At 69.1% G+C, this 26,171-nt stretch carries 21 protein-coding genes; 10 read left to right on the forward strand and 11 right to left on the reverse strand.

The genetic code is table 11. The annotated features are described in order from the left end of the window. Positions 1-196 precede the first annotated feature (196 nt). Positions 197-847 (forward strand): hypothetical protein, encoded by a 651-nt coding sequence (locus ACJMK0_RS04225; protein WP_405235817.1) that lies wholly within the window; start codon positions 197-199, stop codon positions 845-847. Then, positions 844-1,557: a hypothetical protein gene (locus tag ACJMK0_RS04230; protein WP_405235819.1), complete on the forward strand. Its 714-nt coding sequence runs from the start codon at positions 844-846 to the stop codon at positions 1,555-1,557. The genes ACJMK0_RS04225 and ACJMK0_RS04230 overlap by 4 nt, the downstream gene beginning before the upstream one ends. Here the strand turns inward: ACJMK0_RS04230 and ACJMK0_RS04235 are convergent. From ACJMK0_RS04235 to ACJMK0_RS04245, 3 genes are all read right to left on the reverse strand, one after another. Continuing rightward, complete coding sequence (locus tag ACJMK0_RS04235; protein ID WP_405235821.1) at positions 1,544-2,215, reverse strand: nitroreductase; 672 nt, start codon at positions 2,213-2,215, stop codon at positions 1,544-1,546. The two genes, ACJMK0_RS04230 and ACJMK0_RS04235, sit on opposite strands and share 14 nt — an antisense overlap. A 74-nt stretch (positions 2,216-2,289) precedes the next feature. Further along, entirely contained in the window at positions 2,290-3,528 is a 1,239-nt protein-coding gene (locus ACJMK0_RS04240; RefSeq protein WP_405235823.1) for an NAD(P)/FAD-dependent oxidoreductase, read from the reverse strand. 21 nt (positions 3,529-3,549) lie between these two features. Next, positions 3,550-4,320, reverse strand: a complete 771-nt coding sequence (locus ACJMK0_RS04245; RefSeq protein ID WP_405235825.1) for an SDR family oxidoreductase — start codon at positions 4,318-4,320, stop codon at positions 3,550-3,552. Between the two features lie 191 nt (positions 4,321-4,511). On the opposite strand from ACJMK0_RS04245, the gene ACJMK0_RS04250 reads away from it, so the two are divergent. Next, positions 4,512-5,486 (forward strand): quinone oxidoreductase family protein, encoded by a 975-nt coding sequence (locus ACJMK0_RS04250; protein WP_405235827.1) that lies wholly within the window; start codon positions 4,512-4,514, stop codon positions 5,484-5,486. A gap of 3 nt (positions 5,487-5,489) precedes the next feature. Here ACJMK0_RS04250 and ACJMK0_RS04255 read toward each other — a convergent pair whose 3' ends face one another. The 3 genes from ACJMK0_RS04255 to ACJMK0_RS04265 form a co-directional block, all read right to left on the reverse strand. Then, positions 5,490-7,856 (reverse strand): SLC13 family permease, encoded by a 2,367-nt coding sequence (locus tag ACJMK0_RS04255; protein ID WP_405235829.1) that lies wholly within the window; start codon positions 7,854-7,856, stop codon positions 5,490-5,492. Between the two features lie 31 nt (positions 7,857-7,887). After that, positions 7,888-9,012 carry a beta-ketoacyl-ACP synthase III gene (locus tag ACJMK0_RS04260; RefSeq protein WP_405235831.1) on the reverse strand — a complete coding sequence of 375 codons (1,125 nt, stop codon included), beginning with the start codon at positions 9,010-9,012 and terminating at the stop codon, positions 7,888-7,890. Positions 9,013-9,077: 65 nt separating this feature from the next. Continuing rightward, the gene (locus tag ACJMK0_RS04265) at positions 9,078-10,760 is read right to left on the reverse strand and encodes an alpha/beta fold hydrolase (protein ID WP_405235833.1); all 1,683 of its coding nucleotides are present in this window, start codon (positions 10,758-10,760) and stop codon (positions 9,078-9,080) included. Positions 10,761-10,867: 107 nt separating this feature from the next. Between ACJMK0_RS04265 and ACJMK0_RS04270 the strand changes: the two genes are divergently transcribed. From ACJMK0_RS04270 to ACJMK0_RS04290, 5 genes are all read left to right on the forward strand, one after another. Beyond that, a complete protein-coding gene (locus tag ACJMK0_RS04270) occupies positions 10,868-11,752 on the forward strand; it encodes an alpha/beta fold hydrolase (RefSeq protein WP_405235835.1) in 885 nt (294 codons plus the stop codon). Between the two features lie 165 nt (positions 11,753-11,917). Next, positions 11,918-14,041, forward strand: a complete 2,124-nt coding sequence (locus tag ACJMK0_RS04275; RefSeq protein WP_405235836.1) for an ATP-dependent helicase — start codon at positions 11,918-11,920, stop codon at positions 14,039-14,041. Between the two features lie 65 nt (positions 14,042-14,106). Next, on the forward strand, positions 14,107-15,408 hold the full coding sequence (locus tag ACJMK0_RS04280) for an amidohydrolase (protein ID WP_405235838.1): 1,302 nt from the start codon (positions 14,107-14,109) through the stop codon (positions 15,406-15,408). Between the two features lie 643 nt (positions 15,409-16,051). Continuing rightward, positions 16,052-16,720 (forward strand): hypothetical protein, encoded by a 669-nt coding sequence (locus ACJMK0_RS04285; protein ID WP_405235840.1) that lies wholly within the window; start codon positions 16,052-16,054, stop codon positions 16,718-16,720. A gap of 3 nt (positions 16,721-16,723) precedes the next feature. Beyond that, positions 16,724-17,377, forward strand: a complete 654-nt coding sequence (locus tag ACJMK0_RS04290) for a hypothetical protein (protein ID WP_405235842.1) — start codon at positions 16,724-16,726, stop codon at positions 17,375-17,377. Positions 17,378-17,387: 10 nt separating this feature from the next. Here ACJMK0_RS04290 and ACJMK0_RS04295 read toward each other — a convergent pair whose 3' ends face one another. After that, positions 17,388-17,846 carry a hypothetical protein gene (locus ACJMK0_RS04295; protein WP_405235844.1) on the reverse strand — a complete coding sequence of 153 codons (459 nt, stop codon included), beginning with the start codon at positions 17,844-17,846 and terminating at the stop codon, positions 17,388-17,390. 145 nt (positions 17,847-17,991) lie between these two features. Here ACJMK0_RS04295 and ACJMK0_RS04300 point away from each other — a divergent pair, with 145 nt between their 5' ends. Next, positions 17,992-18,762 (forward strand): class II aldolase/adducin family protein, encoded by a 771-nt coding sequence (locus ACJMK0_RS04300; RefSeq protein WP_405235846.1) that lies wholly within the window; start codon positions 17,992-17,994, stop codon positions 18,760-18,762. A gap of 69 nt (positions 18,763-18,831) precedes the next feature. Then, the gene (locus ACJMK0_RS04305) at positions 18,832-19,665 is read left to right on the forward strand and encodes a class I SAM-dependent methyltransferase (RefSeq protein ID WP_405235848.1); all 834 of its coding nucleotides are present in this window, start codon (positions 18,832-18,834) and stop codon (positions 19,663-19,665) included. 111 nt (positions 19,666-19,776) lie between these two features. Here ACJMK0_RS04305 and ACJMK0_RS04310 read toward each other — a convergent pair whose 3' ends face one another. The 4 genes from ACJMK0_RS04310 to ACJMK0_RS04325 all read right to left on the reverse strand — a co-directional run bounded on the left by ACJMK0_RS04310 (position 19,777) and on the right by ACJMK0_RS04325 (position 26,156). After that, positions 19,777-20,355 carry a superoxide dismutase gene (locus ACJMK0_RS04310; protein WP_405235850.1) on the reverse strand — a complete coding sequence of 193 codons (579 nt, stop codon included), beginning with the start codon at positions 20,353-20,355 and terminating at the stop codon, positions 19,777-19,779. Between the two features lie 136 nt (positions 20,356-20,491). After that, complete coding sequence (gene ilvA, locus ACJMK0_RS04315) at positions 20,492-22,018, reverse strand: threonine ammonia-lyase, biosynthetic (RefSeq protein WP_405235852.1); 1,527 nt, start codon at positions 22,016-22,018, stop codon at positions 20,492-20,494. Positions 22,019-22,197: 179 nt separating this feature from the next. After that, positions 22,198-24,963: a M16 family metallopeptidase gene (locus ACJMK0_RS04320; protein WP_405235854.1), complete on the reverse strand. Its 2,766-nt coding sequence runs from the start codon at positions 24,961-24,963 to the stop codon at positions 22,198-22,200. Between the two features lie 170 nt (positions 24,964-25,133). Beyond that, positions 25,134-26,156, reverse strand: a complete 1,023-nt coding sequence (locus tag ACJMK0_RS04325) for a histone deacetylase family protein (protein ID WP_405235856.1) — start codon at positions 26,154-26,156, stop codon at positions 25,134-25,136. Positions 26,157-26,171 lie beyond the last annotated feature (15 nt).

Here is a 26,171-nt window from a genome sequence, read left to right on the forward strand (position 1 = left end):
TCCGTGGGGTGACAGTCAAGGCCGGAGTTTCCCCGATATCGGGCACCGGTTCGGCGATCGGGGCCTCGAATTGTGTGCTGGTTCACAATTTGTCCAAGTCGCCGACCTCCCGCGGCACAGATTACCTAAAATCCAGCGATCCGGCCCGTCGGGTCCGACGGCCGGTCCGCCAGCAACCCGGAGGCGCGAGAGCCCGTTGAAGAAAACATTCCTGCTCGGTCTGCTGCTCGGTATCGGCGGAGCCGTCTGGCTCGCCGGCTGGTATCCGTTCGTGGATCCCGTGCGCTTCGCCTCGGAGTCGGGCGTCGCCAGGAACGGGGGCCGCACGGAGAGTTTCCACATCCAGATTCCGGAAGACCGGGTGCTCGGTGCCGCCACGGCCGGCAGCGCGGCACCGTCGGTGCCGACGGGACTCGCCCTGCCCGAGGCCGCCGGCGACGGTGCGGTGGAGATCTACCGGTTGCGCAACGCCTCCGGCAAGGTCATCGGCCTGGCGAGCCGCGTCCGCGGCGGCGATGCCGCGTACACGGACTGGACGCTGATGCTCCCGGCGCGGGGTGCGCTGTTCCTCACGGCGGCCGGTCCCGAGGTCTCGCCACATGCAACGGCTATGGCAACGGCAACGGCCGGCGCCGCCGCTGCCCCGGCCGCGCCGTCGCCGACGTCGCCGATGTTCAGGATCCTCGGTGACGTGGCCGGGGGCAGCGGCGAGTTCGCCGGCTTCTTCGGCAGCTTCAGCGAGGAGTGGGACGTTTCGGGCCGTGACGCCGAGGGCCGCCTGGTCGGCGATATCGAGATACTGACGCTGACGCAGATCGGCACACCCCCGGGGAGGGCCGCGCCATGAAGTACGCTCTCTCGCTGCTGGCCGGTGTCCTCTGCGGCGCCGTGCTCGTAATCCTGGTGCTCTACTACAATCCGCTGGTTCAGGAGAACCCGCGGGTGCCGCTGACGGCCGCGCCGGACGCCTCGGTGGAGGTGTTCTACGACACGGCCGTCGACACCGTGGCGCGCACCGGGCCGCCCGACGGCCTGCTCGCCGCCGTCCCCGCGTCGGCCGAGACGCTGTGGGAGCCGGCGCTGGCGTGGACCGAGGCGCGGCTGCTGGTGCTGCGGGACGTGGACGGCCGAGCGCTGGGTTTCGGCGTGCGCTTCGCCACGCTGGATTCCGGCACCCGGCCGCTGACCGGTGAATTGCTGGCGGACAGCGTCTGGAATCTGCACCTCGCGGGCCGTGGTTCCCTGTTCGTGGACGGGGTCGACAACCTGTGGCCGCTGGCACGGCAAGTGCTCGTGCCGGCGTGGCGCGCCGAAGACGGCACCTGGCAGGGCAGCTTCGACGGCGACATCACGGTGGGGCCCCGGCCCAGCCGCGTGGCCGTCATGACCGGCGGCGCCGGGGTTTTCGCCGGCACCCGGGGCGAGGCGAGGGAATCGCTGTCGGTGCAGTCGCTGTCGCTGCGCGACGGGCGACTCGCGGCCGACGGCTCGCTGCTGGTCGCGATTACCGGCGCGGCCGGCCGGGGTGGCCAGGACGGTCCGGTCAGTCCCGAATAAAGCGGGCGAACTCCGCGAGAGGGGCGCGCTCCGAGCGGAGCTGATTCACCGGCGCGTCCGGGTCCCGGTAGCCGAGCGCCATGCCGCAGAAGAACATGTGCTCCTCGGGGATCTCGAACAGCTCGCCGATGGTCCGGTACCACACCGCCCAGGCTTCCTGAGGGCAGGTGTCCAGCCCGTACTCACGGGCCAGCAGCATGATGCTCTGGATGAACATGCCGAGGTCCGCCCACTGGCCCTCCTGCATGCTGCGGTCGATCGTGAACAGGAGGCCGACGGGCGCGCCGAAGAAGCGGTAGTTGTGCGCGAACTGCATCAGCCGCGCCGCCTTGTCCTCGCGGGGGATGCCGAGCTTCTCGTACATCATCTCGCCGATGCGGAAGCGCCGCGTGCGGTACGGCTCCTTCAGCTCCGGCGGATAGATGTTGTACTCGGTGCCCTCGCCCTTCGGCGAGTGAGGCATCTTGCGCGCGACCGCGTCCAGCAGGCGTTCCCGCGCCGCGCCGGTGAGCACGATCACGTGCCAGGGCTGCAGATTGCCGCCCGAGGGCGCACGACTCGCGCGCTCGAGGATCTCGCGCACCGTCTCCTCGGGCACGGGCCTGTCCAGGAAGGCCCGCACCGACAGACGCGAGTCCAGCGCTTCGGATACTTTCATCGTTCCTCGCTATCGTTGATGGCTGGTGATGACTGCCGTCGTCGACCCCTGTCGCCGACTACTATGGCCGACTCCTATAGCCTATCGCCGGTGACCGCAGCCTGCAGGTCCTTCAGAGATACGTTCGGGTCGGCCAGCGCCTCCGCCGGGGGCGTGGCGTGTGCCGCGATCAGCGGCTTCGAGAGCATGAACTCCCGCGGGCTGTTCACGGCATCCACCGCCAGCAGCCGGCCCTCGGCCAGGTAGAAGCAGGCGAACGACCGCGCGGCCGGATCGCCTCGCACGACCGTCTGGTCGCAGCCCTCGGACAGCCCGGCGATCTGCAGCTTGAGGTCGTACTGGTCCGACCAGAACCAGGGCACGTCGTTGTACGGCGTGCGCTCGCCGCAGATGCCGGCGGCGGCGGTCCTGGCCTGCTCGAGTGCGTTGTGCACGGATTCCAGCCGCAGCTGGCGGCCGTAGATGCCGTTGGGGTGGCGGGTACAGTCGCCCACGGCGTAGACGCCGTCGGCGCGGGTGCGGCAGTACTCGTCCACCAGGATGCCGTCGTCGCAGGCGAGCCCGGCGTTCGCTGCCAGCTCGGTCACCGGCTCGATGCCGATGCCCACCACCACGAAGTCCGCCGCCACCCGCTCGCCGGCGGCGGTCACCACCGCTTCCACCCGGCCGTCGCCCTCGAAGCCGGATACCCCCTCGCCGAGGCGCAGATGCACCCCGTGACGGCGGTGCTCGGCCTCGTAGAAGTCGGAGACCGGAGGCGAGACCACCCGGCTCATCACCCGTCCGGCCAGTTCCAGCACGGTGACGTCCAGTCCGGCGACCGCGGCGACGGCGGCCACCTCCAGCCCGATGTAGCCGGCTCCCACCACCACCAGGCGGGCGCCCGGCGCGAAGTGCGCGCGGATCGCGTCCACGTCGTCGATGGTGCGCAGGTAGTGGATGCCGGGCAGGTCGGCGCCGGGGGACTGCAGCCTCAGCACCCGGCTGCCCGTGGCGATGACGCAGTGGTCCCAGTCGACGCTGCCGCCGCTCTCCAGCTCGGCACGGCGCGCCGCGGTGTCGAGCGCGGCCACCCGCGTCGACAGGCGCAGATCCACTTCCGCGTCCTCGTAGAAGCCGGGGGGCTTGAAGTAGAGCCGGTTACGCTCGAGTTCGCCGGCGAGGTATTTCTTCGACAGCGGCGGGCGCTGATAGGGCACCCAGGGTTCCTCGCCGGCCAGCACGATGCGGCCGTCATAGCCCTTGTGTCGCAGCGTGCTCACCAGCTGGCCGGCCGCATGGCCGGCGCCGATCACGAGTACCGTCTCACTCATCCGGCTATCCTCCGGCGCCGCTCACATGGCGCTGATGCCGCCGTCCACCTTCAGCTCGGCGCCGGTGACGAACTTCGATTCGTCGGAGGCGAGGTAGAGGACGGCGTAGGCGACGTCGTCGGGGTCGCCGATGCGGCCCAGCGGTATCTGGCGGGTGAGCTTGTCCATTCCCTTCTCCCGGCCCACCGCATCGAGCATGCCGGTCAGGATCGGCGTGTCGATGAACACGGGATGCACCGAATTGCAGCGGATGCCGTTGCCGCTGCGCGCGCAGTGCAGCGCGACGGATTTGGACAGGTGCCGCACGGCCGCCTTGGCGGAATTGTAGGCTGCCATGTTGTGGCCGGCGATGATGCCGGAGATGGAGGAGATGTTGACGATGCTGCCGCCGCCCGAGGCCGCGATCTTCGGGATGGCGTACTTGCAGCCGAAGAACACGGAGTCGAGATCCACCGCGTGCACGTGGCGCCAGTTCTCCCAGGTCTCGTCCTCCACGCTGGACATCGAACCGATGCCCGCGTTGTTGACCAGGATGTTGAGGCCGCCGAACCGGTCCACCGTCTCGGCGATCACTGCCTGCCAGCGGGCCTCGTCGGTGACGTCGTGTTCCAGCGCCAGCGCCGCGCCTTCGCGCTCGTCGTTGATGGCGCGGGCCTGCTCTTCGGCACCGGCGGAGTTGATGTCGGTCAGCGCCACCTGCGCTCCCTCCCGCGCCAGCATCCGCGCGATGGCCGCGCCCAGACCCTGCGCGGCGCCGGTCACCAGCGCCACCTTGTTGTCGACTCTGCCCACGATGCCTCCTCGCTTGCGTTGCTGCGGCCGGCGGCGCGCCCGCCCGCCGCGGCGCTCCCCGGCACGGTATTCCCCGGTATTGGCCGGTATTCTAAGGGCCGCGGCCGGCGCCGCCTAATCCGTCTCCGTCATCCCCTGCTAGACTCGCCGGCTGCGAAGAAAGGTCAGTGACGAGAGGGCCGGAGGGTAAGATGGTCAAAGCGATACGCATCGAGGAGTTCGGCGGGCCGGAGGTGCTGCAGTGGCAGGACGTCGAGGTCGGGGAGCCCGGTCCCGGCGAGGTGCGGCTGCGCCATAGTGCCGTCGGCCTGAACTTCATCGACACCTATCACCGCTCCGGGCTCTATCCGCTGGAACTGCCCAGCGGGCTGGGCAGCGAGGCCGCGGGCGTCGTGGAGGCGCTGGGCGACGGCGTCGAGGGCCTCGGGATCGGTCAGCGGGTGGCCTACACCGGCCGGCCGCCGGACGCCTATTCCGAGGCGCGCCTGATCGCCGCCGACCTGCTGGTGCCGCTGCCGGACGCCATCGGCGACGAGACCGCGGCGGCCGCCATGCTGAAGGGTTTGACGGCCTGGTATCTCCTGAAGCGCAGCTACCCGGTGCGCCCGGGCGACACCGTGCTGCTGCATGCGGCGGCGGGCGGCGTGGGCCTGATCGCCGTGCAGTGGGCCAAGCAGCTGGGCGCCACCGTCATCGGCACGGTGAGCACCGACGCCAAGGCGGAGCTGGCACGCGCGCACGGCTGCGACCACATCGTGATGGCGGACAGCGACGACCTGGCGGGCGAGGTGCGGCGGCTCACCGGCGGCGAGGGCGTGGCGGCGGTCTACGACTCGGTGGGCCGGGATACCTTCTACGCCTCGCTGGACAGCCTGCGGCCCCACGGCGTGATGGTCTCGTTCGGCAATGCCTCCGGACCGGTGGAGCCCTTCGCGCCGCTGGAACTGGCGAAGCGGGGCTCGCTGTACGTGACCCGGCCCGTGCTGTTCGACTTCATCTCCACGCGGCAGGCGCTGCTCGGCGCGGCGGGCCAGCTGTTCGAGGTGATCGGCAGCGGTGCCGCGAAGATCGAGGTGAACCAGCGCTATCCGCTGGCCGAGGCCGCCGAGGCGCACCGGGATCTCGAGGCGCGGCGGACCACGGGCTCCACCGTGCTGCTGCCGTGACGGTCAGGCGGGCCTGAGCGGCCAGATGAGGGGCAGCACGACCATGACCACCGCGAACACCACCAGGGTGAGCGGCACGCCCACCCGCAGGTAGTCGGCGAAACGGTAGCCGCCCGGGCCCATCACCAGGATGTTGGCAGGGTGGGAGATGGGGCTCATGAAGCTCGCTGCCGCCGCGACGGCCATGGCCATCATCGCGGTCTCCGGCGCGAGGCCCATGTCCGCCATCGCCGACAGCACGATCGGCGCCATGATCACCACCAGCACCGCGGGCGGAATCACCACCGTCGATATCGCGGTCATGGCATAGAGCGAGAAGATCACGGGCCAGGGGCCGGCTTCGCCGGTGACCGAGAGTACGTGGCCGGCGATCCAGGCGGCCGCGCCGGTCTCCTGCATCGCAGTGCCCAGCGGCAGCATGCCGGCGATGAGGAAGATGGCGCGCCACTCGATGGCCCGGTAGGCCTGCTCCATGTTCAGGCAGCCGGTGAGCACCATCAGCGTGGCGCCGAAGACGGCGGCGATCTGGATGGGCAGCCAGCCGACCAGCACGCTGGTGACCACCCCCAGCATGATGCCGGCGGCCACCGGCGCGCGGCGGGTATCCGGCGGCGCCTTGCCGAGAGGGGTGAGCACGAGGAAGTCCGGGTCCCGCTCCAGGAGTTCCAGTTTCTCCCGCGGCCCCACCAGCAGCAGCGCGTCGCCGAGGGCCAGCCGCACGTCGCGGAGATCCTCCTCGACCGGCGCGCCGTTGCGCCAGATGCCGACCAGCTCCAGGCCGTAGCGCTCGCGGAAGTTCAGCTCCGCCACGCTCTTGCCCACCAGCGAGCTGCGCGGGTCCAGGGTGGCGTCCTGCATGGCCAGCCGCCGGGACTCGAAGCTGGAGAGCTTCATCGACGGCTTCGAGTCCAGGTCCAGCCCCTGCAGCGCCCGCAGCACGTCAAGGTCGCCCGGCTCGCCCTGGATCAGCAGCAGGTCGCTGCCCGCCAGTTCCGTATCCGGTCCGGGCAAGAGTTCGAGATTGCCGTCCCGGAAGGTGGCGAGCACCTTGAAGTCGAACACGTCGGTGAGCCGGGTGCGGCCCAGGCTGCGTCCGGCGAGTTCGGATTCCCGCGGCACGCGGACGACGAAGAGGCGGTCGTCGGCGCCGTAGCGTTTCGTGACCTCGTCGGCGTCCAGCAGGCTCACCTCGGCGAAGTCGCTGACCTCGTGCAGACCCTCCATGGTCTCCTTGCGCCCCTGCAGCAGCAGCCGGTCGCCGGCGCGCAGCGGCACGTAGGCGAGGTTGGTGCGCCGCGGCGGCTGGTCCCGCCGCTGGATGGCCAGCAGGTCCGCGCCGAAACGCTGGCGGAAGCCGACGTGGGCCACCAGGTCGCCGACCAGGGGCGAGGAGTCCGCCACCACCACCTCCGCCCGGGCGAGCTGTTCCGCCACCATGGACTGCAGCACCGGCGCCTCGCGCTCGATCACCAGGTCGCTCAGGCGGCGCAGTTCGCTGAAGCGGTCCAGCTGACCCTGCACCAGCAGTTCGTCGCCGGCGCGCAGCGTGGTCTGACGGTTGGGCAGCGTCTCGCTGCGGCCGAAGCGCTGCAGCGCGAGCACCACCAGGTCGGCGGCCGACGTGATGCGGCTCTCGCCGAGGGTCTTGCCGACCAGCATCGAGTCCTGGGGGATGCGCAGCGTGAAGGTGCGCTCGGCCAGCTTGTACTGGGATCGCAACGCCCGCTGGCTGCGGCCGCGCTCGCGTTTCTGGGTCTTGCGTCTCGGCAGGAACAGGCGGCCGACGAGCGCGACGAACAGTGTGCCGGCGAGCATCACCACGACGCCGACGGGGGTGAAGTCGAACAGGCCGAAGGGTTCGTAGCCGCCGCCGGCCATGGCGTTGCTGACCAGCAGGTTCGGCGGCGTGCCGATCATGGTCATCAGGCCGCCGAGCAGGCTGGCGTAGGCCAGGGGCATCAGCAGCCGCGACGGCGACACCCGCGTGCGGCGGGCGATGTCGACCACCACCGGCAGCATGAGCGCGGCAACGCCGATATTGTTCATGAACGCGGAGAGGAAGCCGGCGGTGAGCATGATCACGACGATCATCGCCACTTCCCGCCGCCCGGCCAGACGCATCACCTGGCGGCCGATGACGTTGGCGATGCCCGTGCGCGTCAGCCCGTCGGAGAGGATGAACATGGCCCAGACGGTGATCACCGCCGTGTTGGAGAAACCGCTGAAGGCCTCGTCGGGAGAGACCAGCCCGGTGATCGCCAGCGTGCCGAGGACGAGCAGCGCCACCACGTCCATGCGGATCCACTCGCCGATGAACAGGACGAGGGCCGCGGCCAGGATGGCGAGGACCAGCGCGATCTCGAAGGTCATTTGCTCGGATCCGACCTCCCTGTCGTGGCGGCTAGAGTCGCCGCACGATGACGCTGCCGATGGAGTAGCCGGCGCCGAAGGAGCAGATCACCCCCACATCGCCGGCGCCGAGCCCTTCCCGGTGGCGGTGGAAGGCGATGATGGAGCCGGCGGACGCGGTATTGGCGAACTCGTCCAGCACGACCGGTGCCTCGTCCTCTCCCGCATCGCGGCCGAGCAGGCGTTTGACCACGAGCCGGTTCATGTTCAGGTTGGCCTGGTGCAGCCAGTAGCGGCCGACGTCCGCCATGTCGAGGCCGCTGGCGCGCAGGTGCTCGCCGATATGATCGGCCGCCAGGGGCGAGACCTCCTTGAAGACCTTGCGGCCCTGCTGGCGGAACAGCTTGCCGCTGTCGAGGAAATCGGCTTCGGGGCCGCGATTGATGAAGCCGAAGTCGTTGCGGATATTGTTCGAATAAAGGGTGGCGAGCTTCGTCCCCAGCACCTCCCAGCGCTCCTCCGCCCGGCTCTCGTCGGCGCGCTCCAGCACCACGGCCGTGCAGACGTCGCCGAAGATGAAATGCGCATCCCGGCTGCGCCAGTTGATGTGGGCCGAGGTGATCTCCGGGTTCACCATGAGGACCCGCCTGGCCGAACCGCCGGCGATGGCATCCACGGCGTTCTGCAGGCCGAACGTGGCCGACGAGCAGGCCACGTTCATGTCGTAGGCATAGCCGCCCGCGCCGATGGCATGCTGCACCTCGACCGCCAGCGCCGGATAGGGCCGCTCCAGGTTCGAGCAGGAGAGGATCACGGCGTCGATGTCGCCACCTTCGAGGCCGGCGCTCGCCAGCGCCTGGCGCGCGGCGGCCACGGAGATCTCGGCCGTGATCGAAAGCTCGTCCTCGCTGCGCTCCGGGAACACCGGCCACATGCGCTCCGGGTCCAGGATGCCTTCGCGGGTATAGACGTAGCGGTGGCGTATCCCGGAGGCGTTCTCGATGAACTCGGGACTGGATTTCTCCGGCGCCTCCACCTCGCCGGCGGCCACGGCCTCGGCGTTCTCTTCGAGGAAGCGGTCGACCCAGGCGTTGTAGGCGGCCACCAGCTCGTCGTTGTCGATGCCCTGCTCCGGTACCCAGAGTCCGGTCCCGCTGATTACGACGCCTGTGGTCATGTCATTCCTTCACCTGGATCAGGCGGTACTTTAGCGACTCGGGCCGGCCCTGCACAGGGCCGCGGTCAGTCGAGGAAGGACCGGATGATGCTGGCCCTGGCATGCACGCCGGGCCCTGCCTCGGCCAGCATCGCCCGCGGGCAGCGTTCCGCCGCCTCGCGGGTACCCCGGTCGCGGACGTCGTCCGGATCGGCGATGAACAGCGCGGACTGCTCCAGCCCGGACAGGGTGCCGATGACGTCCCGTGCCAGGCAGCGCGCGGCGAGCGCGCCGTAGTGGGCCGGCTGGCGCAGCAGGTCCACGGTCTGGGCGTGCAGCCGGCCCGGGTCCAGGTCCGGGGTGCGGCGGCGGATGCTCGCCGTGTCCCGCCCGTACCAGGGCCAGTTCAGCTCCCGGTCCCGCAGCATGGTCCAGGCGGCGAGCAGATGGCCGCCGTCCGGGCGGGGCGTGAGCGGCACGCAGTAGTCGGCGGCCAGTGCCTCGCGCTCCGCGCGGCCGGCGACGGGCACGCCCTCGAAGACGAGGCGGCCGATTCGTTCGCCGCCGGCGCGGGCCAGCTCCAGCGCGACGGGTGCGGCCGTGAATGTGGCGACGACGTCCACGCGGGGCCAGTCGAGTTCCTCCAGCAGATGCAGCAGGTCGGCGGCGAATCGTTCCGGTCCGGGGTCGGCGGCAGCCGAGGACTCGCCGCAGCCGGGCGGATCCAGGGTCAGCGTGCGGCGGTCGGCGGCCAGCGCGTCGGCGAGCGGCGCTGCACTCGCCGCACTGCCCGGCAGTTCCGGCAGCAGCAGCACCGGCGCATGCCGCGACGAGGGCTCGCCATGGAAGCGCAGCCGCAACTGCTGCCCTTCCCGTGCCTGCCAGTAGCTCCGGGCGGGACCCGGGCGGCCGGCGACCTCGCCGAGCCCCGGCAGGCGCACGCCGGCCACGTAGTCGCCGTGGTTCGCGAACAGCTCCCGGAGCCGGGCGCGCCAGACGTTGCGGTCGGCGGGCAGCGGCTCGCGCCGCACTCCCTCGGGCAGGGTCTCCGGCAAACGCTCGAGATGGGAGTAGAGCACGTCGTCCCGCCGGCACATCACCACCGCCGGGTCCTGCACGCGGCCGAGGGCCGGCACCGGGTCGTAGCGCATTGCCGCGGCATAGGCATCCGGGTAATGCGTGCCTGCCATCAGCAGGTCGAGTGCGTAGCGGTGCAGCGCCTCCGGGGGCGGCAGCTCCATGGCGAGGCGGTGCTCCGCGGTGTGGGAGAACCAGGGGAAGAAGCGGTGCAGGTCCCGCGTCCGGGCCCAGGTCGTCGCGAGGTAGGCGCCGTCGTCGGTGATCCGGAACGGCGCCATGTAGCGCTCGATGAAGGCGTCCGGGACCGGCTCGACGGGCACCGACAGCCCGTCCATTACGATCAGCGACGCCCGGCCCGGATGGCGCACGGCGAACTCCAGCGCGATCTTGGAGCTGGTGTGGTAGCCGTACACGGGGCATGCGGGCAGTGCCAGCGCATCGAGGGTGGCGGCCAGCGCGTCGGCGAAGTCGCCGATGTCCGGCGCGGCCGTCGCCAGCGGATCGGAATCCCCGTAGCCGGGCGTGTCCAGGGCAATGGCCGTCCAGCGGTCGGCGAGCGCCTCGACGAGCGGCTCGTGCAGCACGGAGGAGCGCGGCGAGTCGTGCAGCAGGATCACCGGCGGGCCGCTGCCGGCCGCCCGGTAGTGCACCTGGCCCCAGGGCACGTTCGCATAGCCTTTGTGAATCACGGTGCCTCCGTCTGCCGCAACCGCATCCGCGCGTCAACGTTTCCCCGGGCCTTGCCGAGCGCTTACACTCGCCGCCGGCCCCGCCCAGTCCAGTGCACAGGAATACCATGCCCGACCGTTACCGTCCGAGAGTCCCGCGCTATGCAGCCCGTCACGAGATCCGAGGGGTAACCTACCACGTGAACCTCTGGGGCGAGCGGGACGCGCCGTTGCTCGTGCTGCTGCACGGCTGGGGCGATGCCGGCTCCACCTTCCAGTTCGTCGTGGACGCGCTGCAGCGCGACTGGTTCGTCGTCGCGCCGGACTGGCGCGGATTCGGCAAGTCCCGGCACCGCACCTACGGCTACTGGTTCCCCGACTACCTGGCGGACCTGGACGAGCTGCTGGCCGTCTACAGCCCGGACGAGCCCGCCCGGGTGGTCGGCCACAGCATGGGCGCGAATATCCTCTCGCTGTACGGCGGCGTGATGCCGGAGCGGATCGCCAGGCTGGTGAACATCGAGGGTTTCGGCCTGCGCAACGGCGATCCGGCGGACGCGCCCAAGCGCTACCGGGAATGGATCGAGGACCAGAGCCGCAACAAGCGCTATTCGCGCTACGATCGCTTCGAGGAGCTGGCGGAGCGGGTGAAGAAGCGCAGCCCGACGCTGGCCGACGACCGGGCGCTGTTCGTCGCCGAGCGCTGGGCCGAGGTGGACGAGGACGGCAAGGTCACGCTCAGGGCGGACCCGGCCCACAAACTGCGCAACCCGGTGCTCTACCGCCGCGCCGAGGCCGAGGCCTGCTGGCACGCCGTCACGGCGCCGGTGCTGTTCGTGATCGGCGGCAACACCGATTTCAGCTCGCCGGACATGCGCTGGGTGGACGCCGACAACGCCTTCGGCGCCTTCCCCCGGCTCACCAAGCTCACCATCCCGGGCGCCGGACACATGGTGCATTTCGAGCAGCCGGAGGCGCTCGCCGGCGCCATCGAGGAGTTCATGCTCGACTGAGACGGCCCTCGACAGCTGGTGATCCATCCACTACTGTACGCTGATACAGTAGTAAGCCGCCGAGCCGTGGCCTGTCCGTGGACGATCCTCGGACCATACCCGGACCGTCCTGGGACGATTCCGGGACGATCCGTGGCCCACGGGTGCGGCCGATGAACCCGCGCGATGAAAGATACGGTTGCAGAAAACCAGCCACCGGCGGACGCCGCGGCGGCGCCGCCCGAGCATCTGGCCCGCCTGAATCCGGCCCAGCGGGAGGCGGCGGCGTGGGGCGAGCGCGCGGCGGGCGGCGGCTTCCGCGCCGGACCGCTGCTGGTGATCGCCGGCGCCGGCACCGGCAAGACGATGACGCTGGCCCACCGGGTGGCCAACCTGGTGATCGAGGGCGTCGATCCCGACCGCATCCTGCTGCTGACCTTCACACGGCGGGCGGCGGAGGAGATGCTGCGCCGGGCCCGGGCCATCGTGCGCCGCTCGCTCCGGCTCTCCGAGGACTCGCGGGCCGTGCGGTTCGCCTGGTCCGGCACCTTCCACTCGGTCGCCAACCGGCTGCTGCGACACTATGCCCGCAACGTCGGGCTGGACCCCGCGTTCTCCGTGCTGGACCGCGGCGACGCGGCGGACCTGGTGGACCTGGTGCGCCACGAGCTGGGCCTGAGCGCCAAGGCAAAGCGTTTCCCGAAGAAAGACACCTGTCTCGCCATCTATTCCCGCTGCGTCAACGCCCGGGAAGACATCGGCGACTGCCTGCGCACGTCCTATCCCTGGTGCGGCGACTGGGAGCAGGAGCTGCGCGAGCTCTTCCGCCGTTACGTCGAGACGAAGCAGCAGCACCAGGCGCTGGACTACGACGACCTGCTGCTCTACTGGTATCACCTGGTGTCTGACCCGGAGCTGGCGGCGGCCATCGGTGCACGCTTCGACCACGTGCTGGTGGACGAGTACCAGGACACCAACGTGCTGCAGGCCGAGATCCTCCACGCGATCAAGCCCCGCGGCGAGGGCGTCACGGTGGTGGGCGACGACGCCCAGTCCATCTATTCCTTCCGCGCCGCGGAGGTGGAGAACATTCTGTCGTTCCCGGAACGCTACGCGCCGCCGGCGCGGGTGGTCACCCTGGAGCGCAATTACCGCTCGCTGCAGCCGATCCTGGATGCCGCCAACGCGCTCATCGCCGAGGGCGAGGCGCAGTACGACAAGCAGCTCTGGTCGGAGCAGGGCTCCGGGCGGAGGCCCTGCTACGTCACCGTGGAAGACGTGGACGCGGAGACCGACTACGTGGTCGGCCGGGTGCTGGCGAACCGGGAGGCGGGCCTGGAACTGAAGCAGCAGGCCGTGCTGTTCCGCGGCGCGCATTCGAGCGACCGGCTCGAGCTGGAACTCGTCCGCCGCAATATCCCCTACGTGAAGTACGGCGGGCTCAAGTTCCTGGAGGCCGCCCACGTCAAGGACATGCTGGCGGTGCTGAAGTGGGCCGACAACCCGAAGAACCGGGTGGCGGCCTTCCGGGTGCTGAAGCTGCTGGAGGGCATGGGTCCGGCCCACGCCGGGCGCTGCTACGAGTACGTGGCGGCGGCCGACTATTCGCTGTCGGCGCTGTCGGCATTCCGCCCGCCGGCCGCCGCGCGGGAAGACTGGCCGGCGCTGGCCGAACTGATGCGCTCGCTGGCCGGCCAGCCGGCCGCGGGCGCGTGGCAGACCCAGGTGGCGGAGGTGCGCCGCTGGTACCAGCCGCACCTGGAGCGCCTGTACGATGCTGCCGAACCGCGCTCGGCGGACCTCGAACACCTGGAGCGGATCGCCGGCAAGTACACCACCCGGGAGCGGTTCCTGTCCGAGCTCACGCTGGACCCGCCCCAGTCCACCGGCGACCTGTCCGGCGACCCGCTGCTGGACGAGGACTACCTGATCCTGTCGACGGTGCACTCGGCCAAGGGCCAGGAGTGGGACTCGGTGTTCATCCTGAACGTCTCCGACGGCAGCTTCCCCTCCGAATTCTCCACGGCGAGCCCCGAGCTCATCGAGGAGGAGCGCCGCCTGCTGTACGTGGCCATGACCCGGGCCAAGCGTGACCTGCACCTGATCGCGCCGCTGCGCTACCACGTGACCCAGCAGCACCGCCACGGCGACCGCCATGTCTACGGCGCGCGCAGCCGCTTCCTCACCGAGCGGGTGCTCGGCACGCTGGAACTGGTATTCCATGCCGCTCCCGGCACGGGGGACGGCGGCGGCCTCTGCACGAGCGACCGGCGCATCGACGTGGCCGGCAGGCTGCGCGGCATGTGGTGAGTCTCCGCTGCCGGCGCTCGCTGGTAGACTAGGCCGATCCGAGCCGAAACCACGGGGGACCCACCATGCGCCGGAACCGATTTCTCATACTCGCACTGATCGCCTTTGCGCCCGCTCTGGCGAGCGCGGAACTCGCCGACACGCTGAAGGCCGAGGCGCGGGCCGCCGAGCCCCGGGTGATCGAGTGGCGGCGCCACTTCCACGAGCATCCGGAGCTCAGCAACCGGGAGTTCGAGACCGCGAAGAAGGTGGCCGAGGAGCTCCGTGCCATGGGGCTGGAGGTGGAGACCGGTATCGCTCACACCGGCGTGGTGGCGCATCTCGAGGGCGGCAAGCCCGGGCCACTGGTGGCGCTGCGCGCGGACATGGACGCCCTGCCGGTCACCGAGCGCGTGGATCTGCCGTTCGCCTCGAAAGCGAAGGGCACCTACCGGGGCCGCGAGGTAGGCGTGATGCACGCCTGCGGCCACGACACCCACATGGCAATGCTGCTCGGGGCCGCCCGGGCGCTGACGGCGGTGCGTGACGAGCTGCCCGGTTCCGTGATGTTCATCTTCCAGCCGGCCGAGGAAGGCGCCCCGGAGGGTGAGGAAGGCGGCGCCGAGCTGATGCTGAAAGAGGGCATCTTCGACGAACGTCTGCCGGAGGCCGTGTTCGGCCTGCACGTCAGCTCCATGCTGCCAGCGGGCATGGTCGGCTACCGGGCCGGCCCGGCCATGGCGAGCGCCGACCGCTTCGAGATCTTGGTGCGCGGCCGCCAGACCCACGGCTCCCGTCCCTGGGGCGGTGTGGACCCGATCGTCGTCGCCTCGCAGATCGTCACCGCCGCCCAGAGCATCGTCAGCCGCCAGGTGGACATCACCGCAGCGCCGGCGGTGCTCTCCTTCGGCGTCATCGAGGGCGGCATCCGCAACAACATCATCCCCGACGAAGTGACGCTGATCGGCACCATCCGCAACTTCGACATGGACATCCGCAAGTCCATCCACGAGAAGCTGGAACGCACCGCACGGCTTACGGCGGAGAGTTACGGGGCGACGGCGGAGACCACCATCGACCTCGGTTATCCGGTGACGGTCAACGATCCGGAGCTCACCAACGACATGCTCGACACCGTGGTGCGCGTCGCCGGCGAGGGCCGCGTGATCGAGGCGCCGCTGATCACGGGTGCCGAGGACTTCTCCTACTACGCGCAGCGCACGCCCGGCCTGTTCCTGTTCCTGGGCGTCACGCCGCCGGGCGAGGACCCGATGACCGCACCCTCCAACCACTCGCCGCTGTTCTACGTGGACGAGAGTGCGCTGGTCACCGGCGTGGAACTCCTCACCGGGCTGACGCTGGATTTCATGCGCGCGCAAAAAATGTAGGAGGGCCTTCAGGCCCGATGAGGTTCTCTTGGCGTAGGCCCGCTAGCGGCCGGGGTGGACTGCTGGGGACGCTCAGTCGGACGTCCTGTCCTCCTTCGCTTCGGCCGGGCCTCCTTCCCGTCGTCCTGGCTCCAGTCGGCCCGGACGACCCCCGCAGTCCACCCCGGCCGCTGGCGGGCCCGTAGCCGAGACGCCTGGCACACGTTAGCTGACGCTTCTGACCGGCAGGCCCTTCACGCCACCCCGAGGCGGCCGTCATGCGGGGGTATCCATCGCCGCGACCTTTTGTCGGGAGCAAGATGGATACCCCCGCATGACGGCCACGAAAGAACGGGGGTCTCGCAGGGCCGGGTCGGGCCTGAAGGCCCTCCTACGGAGTTATTGACGTCTGCCGGCCGACTCTGATTAATATAAAGGCGGTTGGTTAGGCCGGAATTGTGAATCCTTTCACGCTGTCACGGGGGGCAGACGTGAAGCCGGTCACGACAACCGCCCGGTTTCGGTCCGAAACTGGGATTGCGCGGTTGGCTCGGGGGATGAGCCTTCGCTCAGGCCCTGCGCACACCTCTGTGCGAAGTGGACGTGGAGTTCATTCGCCAGGCCGGCCGATATCGTGCTCGCGCGAGTCGAGGAGGTGTGGCGCATGCAAAAAAAATGGGGTAGGAGGGGCTTCAGCCCCGGGCAACGATTGGACGGCCGGGGCACCGTCATCCCGGTCAGCAACCTGCAGCAATATTTCCACGAAAGCATCGAGGAAGTGGTCTCCCGCCAGTCGGTGGAGATTGACCCTCACGCCACTCACTACGTCGTCAACCTGCTTACCCTGTATTCGCGCTCCGAGGCGCTGTACGAGGACGCCGGCGGCCACTACGGGCTGAAGCCGCTGGCCATCATGATGCGCGACGCCGTCGACGCGCCGACGCTGGAGGAACGTCAGTTCGCGCTGCAGCGTCTCGGCGACGTGGCGCTGTTCATCGCCGGCTGTTTCGCCGACAGCCTGGCCGAGAAGCTGGTGGATCTCGACTACTACATCTACATGGGCGGCAGCGCCTACGGCTCGCTGTCCGACGAGATGCGCGGCAGCATACGGGGCCGGGCCTTCTCGGCGATCTTCGGGGAGCTCGCGCGCAAGTTCCAGGTCATGGTGGACGTGCTGAACGAGGTCAGCGAATCGGCGCGGACCAGCCAGGACCGCGACATCCTCCGGCTCTACGAGGTCTGGCTGAAGACGGGCAGCCAGAGGGCGGAGGCACTCCTGCGCCGCGAAGGCATCGAGCCGCTGTCCGACAGCCGTCCCGGCACCCGGCACTGAGCCGTGCGCGTCACCGATCTGCAGGAACGCCTCGCCGCGCTTTACCAGCTCGAGCACGGGCTGGCCATCGAGGACTTCCTGGTCACCGATGCGGCCACCGCGGGCGCCCTGACGCCGCCCGGTGCCCGCGGGCATCTGGACGAGCGCCTGCTGCTCCGCCACGACGGCGACGAGGTCTCGCTGACGCTGTACCTGGACGACGCCCTGCTGGCGCGGCTCAGAGAGCGCAACCCGCTGGACGAGCTGGACGACGACGACCTCGACGACCTCTGGACTGCGGTGGAAGGCATCAGCCACTTCAATTACGTGGTGCACAACGCCACGGCGCGGCGCGAGGTCACGCTGCTGGAGCTGGAGCTTCAGGCCGAGGTGGACAAATTCGTGAGCACCGTGCTGCTGGCCCGCGAGCAGGGCCGGCGGGCGGTGGCCTCACGGCTGCATCATCTCCTGTTCGAGCGGATGTCGCTGGACCGCGAGCTCGGCGATGAGGAGCGCGAGCGCTACCGTCTGGCCAACGACTACGCCGGGCGATTCTGCCGCCGCATCGGCGCCCGCCTGCACGATGCCGGTGAGGACGTCATGGGCGAGCTCAGGAAGTTCTACCGCTACTCCCAGCGGCAGAAGATCAGCCATATCCACGCCTGCGCGTGGAGCTGAAAGGCCGCCGTCAGGGTGTTTTCGTCCGCGTCGTCTCCGATCTGATCTCTTTTCGGACCACGATGCGGCGTTCCTGGCCGGAATCGGCGCTGCCGATGGTGCGTTCCTCGATCTCGATATTGCCGCAGTCTTCTTCTCCGGCGCATGCGAGGTGCGATGGCGCCGGAATCTCGATTTCCCGGCCGTCCACATCGATGCGCAGACCGTCGGCCGTGCGGGTCATCAGTGCCGAACGGCCGTCGTCCAGCGTGAGTGCGCGGTTTTCGCCCTCCACGAGTTCGAAGGGGTCGTAGCCGAGTTCAGCGCTATCGAGGCGCAGCACGAGCGCCTCCCCGCCGTCGTCCTGGGCAACGACCAGTTCCAGGCGCTTGTTTTCCCCGGCGTCCGCCACGGCAATGGCGGCGAGCGCGGCCGCCAGCAGCAGCAGTCCCAGAGCGAGTGTGTCGCTTACCTTGCGCGTCGTCCTCATGGTCTCTCTCCCTCGTTCTCTGTCGCCATACAGATGGCCGTATAACTGAGTAGATGCACCCGCTGTCGAAATGGTTGCAGCAGGCACGGCACGGACGATGTCCTATACTGCGTGTTTCAGCCACGCCGACAGAGGGGAGGGAACGATGAGCACGGCTGCAGAGACACTGACGGTGCGTGACCAGGTATCCGACGAGGAGTGGGCGACGCGGGTGGACCTCGCCGCGGCCTATCGCCTGGTGGCGCTGCACGGCTGGGACGACCTGATCTTCACCCACATCTCCGCCCGGGTGCCGGGGCCCGAGGAGCACTTCCTCATCAATCCCTACGGTCTGCTTTTCGAGGAGATGACGGCCAGCAGCCTGGTGAAGGTGGACCTCGACGGCAACAAGGTCATCGACAGCCCGTACCCGGTGAACCCGGCGGGCTTCGTCATCCACAGCGCGGTGCACGCCGCGCGGCCCGAGGTGCAGTGCGTGCTGCATACCCACACGCGGGCGGGAGTCGCCGTATCGGCCCAGAAGGAGGGGCTGCTGCCCATCTCGCAGCAGTCGATATTCCCGCTGATCGCGCTCGGCTATCACGACTACGAGGGCGTGGCGCTGAACGAGGCCGAGAAGCCGCGGCTGGTGGCCGATCTCGGCGATGCCAACTCGCTGATCCTGCGCAACCACGGCCTGCTCACCTGCGGCCCCTCCATCCCGGAGGCTTTCCTGGCCATGTACGTGCTGGAGACCGCCTGCCAGATACAGATCGCCGCCCAGTCCGGCGGCGCGGAGCTCACGCGGGTGGACGACCGCATCCTGGCGGGCGCCCGGGCGCAGATGCGCGAGGCGACGAAGGGCATGGGCGGCGCACTCGCCTGGCCTGCCCTGCTGCGCAAGCTGGACCGGCGGGATCCGTCCTACCGCGAGTAGTACAGGTAACGAGTAGTCCGGGTAACGAGTAGTCCGGAGAAACGGAATTCAACCCACGGAGAGAGACCCATGCGTGATTTTGTGACGTTCCAGAAACCGGCAAGTCTGGCGAGGCTGGCGCCGCTGGCGGCGCTCCTGTTGCTCGCCGCCGGCAATGCCGCCGCGTCGGATGACGCCCGGGCGGCCATCCAGGCAGCGGCGGACGGCGAGCACCGTTCCGCCGACAACAGGGCGCGGGACGAGTACCGCCACCCGGTGGAGACGCTCACGTTCTTCGGCCTGGAGCCGGACATGACGGTGGTGGAGCTCTGGCCGGGCGGCGGCTGGTACACGGAGATCCTGGCGCCGGTGTTGAAGGACGAGGGCAAGCTGTACGCGGCCAGCTGGGACCCGACGCTGGACAGCGAGTACGTGCAGACCAACCTCGCGAAATACAAGGAGAAGATCGCCGACCGCGACGTCTACGGCGACATCGAACTCACCGTGCTCGGCCGCGGCAAGACGGACATCGCGCCGCCTGGCAGCGCCGACCTGGTGGTCACCTTCCGCAACATGCACAGCTGGGGCGACGAGTTCGCCGCGGAAGTCCTGGCCGCCGCCTACGAGGCGCTGAAGCCGGGCGGCGTGCTCGGCGTGGTGCAGCACCGGGCGGATCCGGACTCGCCGCCGGACCCGGAGGAGCGCACGGGCTACTTCAGCGAGGCACGCGCCATCGAGCTGGCCGAGGCGGCGGGTTTCGAGCTGGCCGGCAGTTCCGATATCAACGCCAACCCGAAGGACACCAAGGACTACGAGAGCGGTGTCTGGGCGCTGCCGCCGAGCCTGCGGGACGGCGCGGAGCCGCGGTTCCTCGAGATCGGCGAGAGCGACCGTTTCACGCTGAAGTTCGTGAAGCCGGAATAAGGCTGCAGGAGGGCCTTCAGGCCCGGTTCTGAAACAGCAATGGGCATGTAGGAGGGCCTTCAGGCCCGACCGTGCAGCGGATCGGGGCTAAAGCCCCTCCTACATGTTTCGTTACGCTTCGTAGTTACCCGACACGTAATCCCAGTTGATGATCTTCCAGATCTCCTCCAGGTATTTCGGGCGCGCGTTGCGGTAGTCGATGTAGTAGGCGTGCTCCCAGACGTCCACCGTCAGCAGCGGCGTCTTGCCGTCGCGCAGCGGGTTGCCGGCGTCGTCGGTGTTGACGATGGCCACGCCGTCGCCGTCCTTCACCAGCCAGGTCCAGCCGGAGCCGAAGTTGCCGGCGCCGGCCTTCTGGAACTCCGCTTTGAACTTGTCGAAGGAGCCGAAGGCCTTGTCGATGGCCTCGCCCAGCGCGCCGCCGGGCTCGCCGCCGCCGTTCGGGCTGAGGCAATTCCAGTAGAACGTGTGGTTCCAGACCTGGGCCGCGTTGTTGAACAGGCCGCCCTCGGCCTTCCTGATGATGTCCTCCAGCGACGCGCTCTCGTACTCCGTGCCGGGGATCATGTTGTTCAGGTTGTTGACGTAGGTCTGGTGATGCTTGCCGTAGTGGTACTCCAGGGTCTCCGCCGAGATGACGGGTTCCAGAGCGTCCTTCGCATAAGGCAGCGCAGGCAATTCGTGGGCCATGGATGACTCCTTGGGGTTTCGATGAGTGATGCCGGGCTGCGGGCTCCCGGCGAAACGACTTGGATTCATTCTAAGCACCCGCCTGCAAGCTTACAACCGACTTTCCGGCCGGGTCGAAGCCGCAGGCGGGCCCGGCTCAGGCCAGGAACAGTGCGTAGGCGGGGTTGTCGCTCTCGTCCCAATGGGGGTAGCCGAGCTTCTCCAGGTGGCGCTCGAACTCGGCATTGTCGGCAGCGGGCACCTGGATGCCGGTGAGGATGCGGCCGTAATCCGAGCCGTGGTTGCGGTAGTGGAACAGGCTGATGTTCCAGTCCGAGCCCACCGCGTCGAGGAAGCCGGCCAGCGCTCCGGGGCGCTCCGGGAACTCGAACCGCAGCAGCCGCTCGTCGGGCAGCCCGCCGGCGCGGCCGCCCACCATATGGCGGATGTGCAGCTTGGCCATCTCGTTGTCGGTGAGGTCCTCGACCGGATAGCCCTGGGAGCGCAGCTCGGCCACGAGACGGTCCTTCTCGGCGCGGCCCTCGGCGAGCTCGAGGCCGACGAAGATGTGCGCCTCTTCCGCGTCGCTGTAGCGGTAGTTGAATTCGGTGACGTTGCGCCGGCCGATGGCCGCGCAGAACTCCCGGAAGCTGCCCGGGCGCTCGGGGATGCCGACGGCCAGCAGGGCTTCGCGCTGCTCGCCGACCGCGGCCCGCTCGGCGATATGGCGCAGCCGGTCGAAGTTCACGTTGGCGCCGCAGTTCACCGTGACGAACTCCCGCCCTGCCGGCGGCTTGCGCTCTTCCACGTACTTCTTCATGCCGGCGACGGCCAGGGCGCCGGCGGGTTCGACGATGGAGCGGGTGTCCTCGAAGATGTCCCGGATCGCGGCGCAGATCTCGTCCGTGTCCACCAGCACGATCTCGTCTACCAGTTCACGGCACAGGCGGAAGGTCTCGTCGCCCACCCGGCGCACGGCGACGCCGTCGGCGAAGATGCCGACGCGCTCCAGGGTCACCGGCTCCCCGGCGGCGAGCGAGCGGCTCATGCCCGCCGAGTCCTCCGGCTCTACGCCGACGATGCGGATATCGTCGCGCAGCGCCTTGATGTACGACGCGATGCCGGCGATGAGGCCGCCGCCGCCGACGGGCACGAATACCGCGTCGATGTCGCCCGGGTGCTGGCGCAGAATCTCCATGGCGATGGTGCCCTGGCCGGCGATGACGTCCGGGTCGTCGAACGGATGGATGAAGGTCAGGCCGCGCTCGCCCTCCAGCTTGCGGGCATGGGCGTAGGCGTCGTCGTAGGTGTCGCCTTCCAGCACCACCTCGCCGCCGAGCTTGCGCACGGCCTCCACCTTGATGCGCGGTGTGGTCACCGGCATGACGATGAAGGCCTGAATGCCGAGCCGGCTTGCCGCCAGCGCCACGCCCTGGGCATGGTTGCCCGCCGAGCTGCAGATGACGCCTTTCTGCAGGTCCTCGTCCGCCAGCCGGGACATGCGGTTGTAGGCGCCGCGAAGCTTGAACGAGAAGACCTGCTGCAGGTCCTCGCGCTTCAGCCACACCGCGTGGCCGAGGCGCGCCGAGAGATTGGGTGCGGCGTCGAGGGGAGTCTCCTCCGCCACCTCGTAGACGCGGGCGGTGAGGATGCGCTTCAGGTAGTCGGTGGGGTCCGGGCTCATCCGGGTACGTTAACCCGCGCCGCCACCGGCGAGCAAAAAAGATGTAGGAGGGCTTTCAGGTGTGGGAGGGGCTTCAGCCCCGATTCATTAATTGATCGGGGCTGAAGCCCCTCCTACATGCCCATCGAGGGTCGGGCCTGAAGGCGAGGGTCGGGCCTGAAGGCCCTCCTACATGCGGGTTACGTGCCCTGGTCGGCGAGCACGTTGCCGTCTGCGTCGATGGGTACGATCTCGCCGATCTCCAGGGCCCGGATCTCGCTTTCGATCTTCGCCCGGTCGCCGACGATCACCCAGATGAGGTTGTCGGGCCTGACGTATTCGTCGGCGGCCTCGGTCACCTGCTGCAGGGACAGGCCGCGCACGTTCTCGGCGTAGGTGTCCCAGTAGTCGTCGTCGTAGCCGAACCGAACCATCTCCACCAGCGAGCCCGCGACCGCGCCGGCGGTCTCCCAGCGGCCCGGCAGCGACAGCGTGTTGTCGTCCAGCACGCGCGCGAGTTCGTCTTCGGTGGGCGGCCGTTCGCCGACGATCTCCACCATCTCGCGCCGCATCTCCGCCATGGCCGGTGCGGTCTTGTCCGTCTGCACCGGTGCATAGCCCAGGAAAGGCCGCGGGCCGGCGGCGTCCAGGATCAGCGTGCGGGCGCCGTAGGACCAGCTCTTGTCCTCGCGCAGGTTCATGTTCAGGCGCGCGGAGAAGTCACCGCCGAGCACGTTGTTCATGGCGGCGATGGTGAACTCGTCCGGGTTGGCCTTCGGCGGCATGACGTGCCCGGCGAAGATGATGGACTGCTCGGAGTCCGGCCGGTCCAGCAGGTAGATCTTCTCCTCCGGCCGCTGGGCCACCGCATCCACGTTCTTCACCGGCACGGAACCCGGCTCCCAGTCGCGGAAAAGTCTCTCGAGCTTCGGCCGGACGCTCTCCATGGTGGTGTCGCCCACCACGATCATGGTGGCGTTATTCGGCCGGAACCAGGTGCGGTGGTAATCGATCAGCGTCTGCCGGTCGATCCGCTCCAGCGACTCGAGCGTGCCCGACCCGGTGAGCGGCAGGCTGTAGGCATGGCCTTCGCCGTACATCAGTTCGGGGAACACGCGCAGGGCCATGGACACCGGCGTCACCTTCTCCCGCTGGATCTGTGCGCGGAACTGCTTCTTCAGCCGGGCCAGATCGGCCTCGGGGAAAGACGGGTTCAGGATGACGTCGGCATAGATGTCCAGCGACTCGTCCAGGTTGGCCGTCAGCGCGTTCATCGAGACGGTGGACATGTCCAGGTTGGAGCCGGCGCCCAGGTTCGCGCCGAGGCGCGAGAGCTCCTCGGAGATGGTGAGTGCGTCGCGCCGCTTCGTGCCCTCGTCCAGCATGGACATGGCCAGGCTGGACGTGCCCGGCTCGCCGAACTGGTCGGAGGCATAGCCCGCGTCCAGCATCAGCGTGAAGTTGACCACCGGCACGGCGTCCCGGCTGGCCACGATCAGCTCCATGCCGTTGTCGAGCGTGGCGCGCTCGAACTCGTCGAAGGCCACCGACGGGAACTCGTCCGGCATCGGCGGTCCGTCGCTGCGGTCGGCGCCCTCGCCGCTGGCGGCGAACTCGGGGAACGGGTGCACCTCGAGGGTATAGGAGCCTGCGTTGTACCAGCGTCGGGCCGCTTCCATCACCGCCTTCGGCGTCGCCTCTTCGATGCGGGCCAGCGATACCTTGTAGAAAGCCGGGTCGCCGGCGTAGACGGCATTCTGCGCCAGGATGTCGGACTTGCCGCCGAAGCCGCCGATGCGCTCGATGCCGCGCACGAAGCCCGCGATGGACTGGGTCTTCGCCCGCTGGAGCTCGTCCCTGGTCGGCCCTTCCTTCAGGAAGCGCGCCAGCTCCTCGTCCAGCGCCTTCTCGATGGCGGCCAGGTCGCCACCGGGCTGGGCGGTGGCCTCGAGGCCGAGCACGCCGGCGATCTCGGCGAAATAGGGCGTGGCGTCCACCGAGGTGGCGATCTGCTCATCGTAAACCAGCCGCTTGTACAGCCGCGAGGTCTTGCCGGAGGACAGGACGCTGCCGGCCAGGCTCAGCAGTTCCGCATCCGGATGACTCCAGTGCGGCCCCACCCAGTTCTTGTAGATGCGGGCCTGGGGCACGCGGTCCTGCATGATTTCCCGGGCATCAGCCTCGCGCTTCGGCGACCAGGCCTCGAACTTGGCGATGGGCGGTCCGGGCGGAATGTCGCCGAAGTATTTCTCGGCCTTCTCGCGGGCCACTTCGGGCGTGACGTCGCCGGCGATCACGATGACCGCGTTGTTCGGGCCGTAATAGGTCCTGAACCACTCCTGCACGTCTTCCAGGCTGGCCGCGTTCAGGTCCTCCATGGAGCCGATGGGCAGCCACTGATAGGGGTGGCCTTCAGGGAACAGGTTACGGAAGATGTGGTTGTAGACCTGGCCGTACGGCTGGTTCTCACCCTGGCGCTTCTCGTTCTGCACCACGCCCCGCTGCTCGTCGAGCTTGTCCTGGTCCACCGCGCCGAGCAGGTGGCCCATGCGGTCGGACTCCATCCACAGCGCCAGGTCCAGGGCCGTCGAGGGGACGTTCTGGAAGTAGTTGGTGCGGTCGAAATTGGTGGTGCCGTTCTGGTCGGTGGCGCCCACCTTCTGAAACGGCACGAAATACTCGCCGTCGTAGTTCTCGGTGCCGTTGAACATCAGGTGCTCGAACAGGTGCGCGAAGCCGGTCTTGCCCTCCGGCTCGTTCTTCGAACCCACGTGGTACCAGACGTTCACCGCCACGATGGGGGCCTTGCGGTCCTCGTGGACGATCACCGTGAGGCCGTTGTCCAGGGTGAATTCAGTGTAGGGGATGTCAATGTCCGATGCCGGCGCGGCAGCGTGCGCGGCCAGCGCGAACAGGGACAATGCGAGGGCGGCGAGCCCCCGGCCGAGGGGTGTGATGAGATTCATGGTCTGCCTTCTTCTCTCGGGTGCTTCGGGAGGGCGCGCATTCTAGCAAATGGACTTGCGCGGCCCAGGGTCGTGTACCGACCCCTGTTCCGACAGGTGACCGGCCACCGGGTTCCCGGGTGTCATGGGTTCCCGAGTGTCATGGGTTCCCGGGCGGCAGCCGAGGCCCTTTATCCGTAGCCGCGCAGGACGTTGACGACGTTGTCGCCGATCTCGGGTACCGCATAGCCGCCCTCCAGGATGAACACCGTGGGCAGGCCCAGGGCCGCGATGCGCTCGCCCAGGCGCGGGTAGTCGTCGGTGCGCAGCCGGAAGGCCGAGATCGGGTCGCGCTCGTAGGTGTCGACGCCCAGCGAGACGACGAGAGCGTCGGGAGCGTAGCGCCGCGTCGCGTCCAGCGCGCGGGCGAGGGCCCCGGACCAGGCGGCCCAGTCGCTGCCGGGTGCCAGCGGCAGATTCAGGTTGCAGCCCTCGCCGTCACCGCGGCCGGTCTCGTCGGCATGGCCGAGGAAGTAGGGGTATTCCTGCCGCGGGTCGCAGTGGATCGAGCAGAACAGCACGTCCGCCCGGTCGTAGAAGATCTCCTGGGTGCCGTTGCCGTGATGGTAGTCCACGTCCAGGATGGCGACCCGATGCGCGCCCCGGTCCAGAAGGTGGGCGGCGGCGATCGCGGCGTTGTTCAGGTAGCAGTAGCCGCCGAAATAGTCGGCGCCCGCGTGATGGCCGGGCGGACGGGACAGGGCGAACGCGCCGCGCTCGCCGTCGGCGACCCGGGCCGCGGCGGTGAGCGCGACGTCCGCGCCGGCGCTGACGGCCGCCCACGTGCCCGCCGTGATCGGCGTGCCCGCATCGAAGGAGTAATAGCCGAGCCGGCCGTCGATATGGTCCGGTTCGATCCGGCGCAGGCCGCGGGCCGGCCAGGCCAGCGGCAGCGCGTCGGTGTCGCCGTGCAGCGCGTGCCACTCCTGCCAGGCGGAGCGCAGGAAGTCGAGATAGCGCGGGGTGTGCACGCGGGCCAGGGGCGCATCGCCGAATGGATCCGGCTCGACGACGTCGCCCAGCCCTGCCTCACGCACCCGCTCGAGCACGGCATCGGCCCGCTCGGGGCGCTCGAAGACCGGCACCAGCGCGCCGTCGTTCAGTTCGCCGCGGCCGTGATGGAGCCGGTGGCGATCGGAATAGACCGTGATCATCCGGCAGTCTTTCCG

It is taken from the genome of Lentisalinibacter orientalis, assembly GCF_040706535.1.
Lineage (GTDB): Bacteria > Pseudomonadota > Gammaproteobacteria > Steroidobacterales > Woeseiaceae > Lentisalinibacter > Lentisalinibacter orientalis.

Coding starts and splice junctions, on each gene's coding strand:
- ACJMK0_RS04230 (WP_405235819.1), top strand. CDS start 844: ATGAAGTACGCTCTCTCGCTGCTGGCCGGTGTCCTCTGCGGCGCCGTG.
- ACJMK0_RS04235 (WP_405235821.1), bottom strand. CDS start 2,215: ATGAAAGTATCCGAAGCGCTGGACTCGCGTCTGTCGGTGCGGGCCTTC.
- ACJMK0_RS04240 (WP_405235823.1), bottom strand. CDS start 3,528: ATGAGTGAGACGGTACTCGTGATCGGCGCCGGCCATGCGGCCGGCCAG.
- ACJMK0_RS04250 (WP_405235827.1), top strand. CDS start 4,512: ATGGTCAAAGCGATACGCATCGAGGAGTTCGGCGGGCCGGAGGTGCTG.
- ACJMK0_RS04255 (WP_405235829.1), bottom strand. CDS start 7,856: ATGACCTTCGAGATCGCGCTGGTCCTCGCCATCCTGGCCGCGGCCCTC.
- ACJMK0_RS04260 (WP_405235831.1), bottom strand. CDS start 9,012: ATGACCACAGGCGTCGTAATCAGCGGGACCGGACTCTGGGTACCGGAG.
- ACJMK0_RS04270 (WP_405235835.1), top strand. CDS start 10,868: ATGCCCGACCGTTACCGTCCGAGAGTCCCGCGCTATGCAGCCCGTCAC.
- ACJMK0_RS04275 (WP_405235836.1), top strand. CDS start 11,918: ATGAAAGATACGGTTGCAGAAAACCAGCCACCGGCGGACGCCGCGGCG.
- ACJMK0_RS04280 (WP_405235838.1), top strand. CDS start 14,107: ATGCGCCGGAACCGATTTCTCATACTCGCACTGATCGCCTTTGCGCCC.
- ACJMK0_RS04285 (WP_405235840.1), top strand. CDS start 16,052: ATGCAAAAAAAATGGGGTAGGAGGGGCTTCAGCCCCGGGCAACGATTG.
- ACJMK0_RS04295 (WP_405235844.1), bottom strand. CDS start 17,846: ATGAGGACGACGCGCAAGGTAAGCGACACACTCGCTCTGGGACTGCTG.
- ACJMK0_RS04300 (WP_405235846.1), top strand. CDS start 17,992: ATGAGCACGGCTGCAGAGACACTGACGGTGCGTGACCAGGTATCCGAC.
- ACJMK0_RS04305 (WP_405235848.1), top strand. CDS start 18,832: ATGCGTGATTTTGTGACGTTCCAGAAACCGGCAAGTCTGGCGAGGCTG.
- ACJMK0_RS04310 (WP_405235850.1), bottom strand. CDS start 20,355: ATGGCCCACGAATTGCCTGCGCTGCCTTATGCGAAGGACGCTCTGGAA.
- ilvA (WP_405235852.1), bottom strand. CDS start 22,018: ATGAGCCCGGACCCCACCGACTACCTGAAGCGCATCCTCACCGCCCGC.
- ACJMK0_RS04320 (WP_405235854.1), bottom strand. CDS start 24,963: ATGAATCTCATCACACCCCTCGGCCGGGGGCTCGCCGCCCTCGCATTG.
- ACJMK0_RS04325 (WP_405235856.1), bottom strand. CDS start 26,156: ATGATCACGGTCTATTCCGATCGCCACCGGCTCCATCACGGCCGCGGC.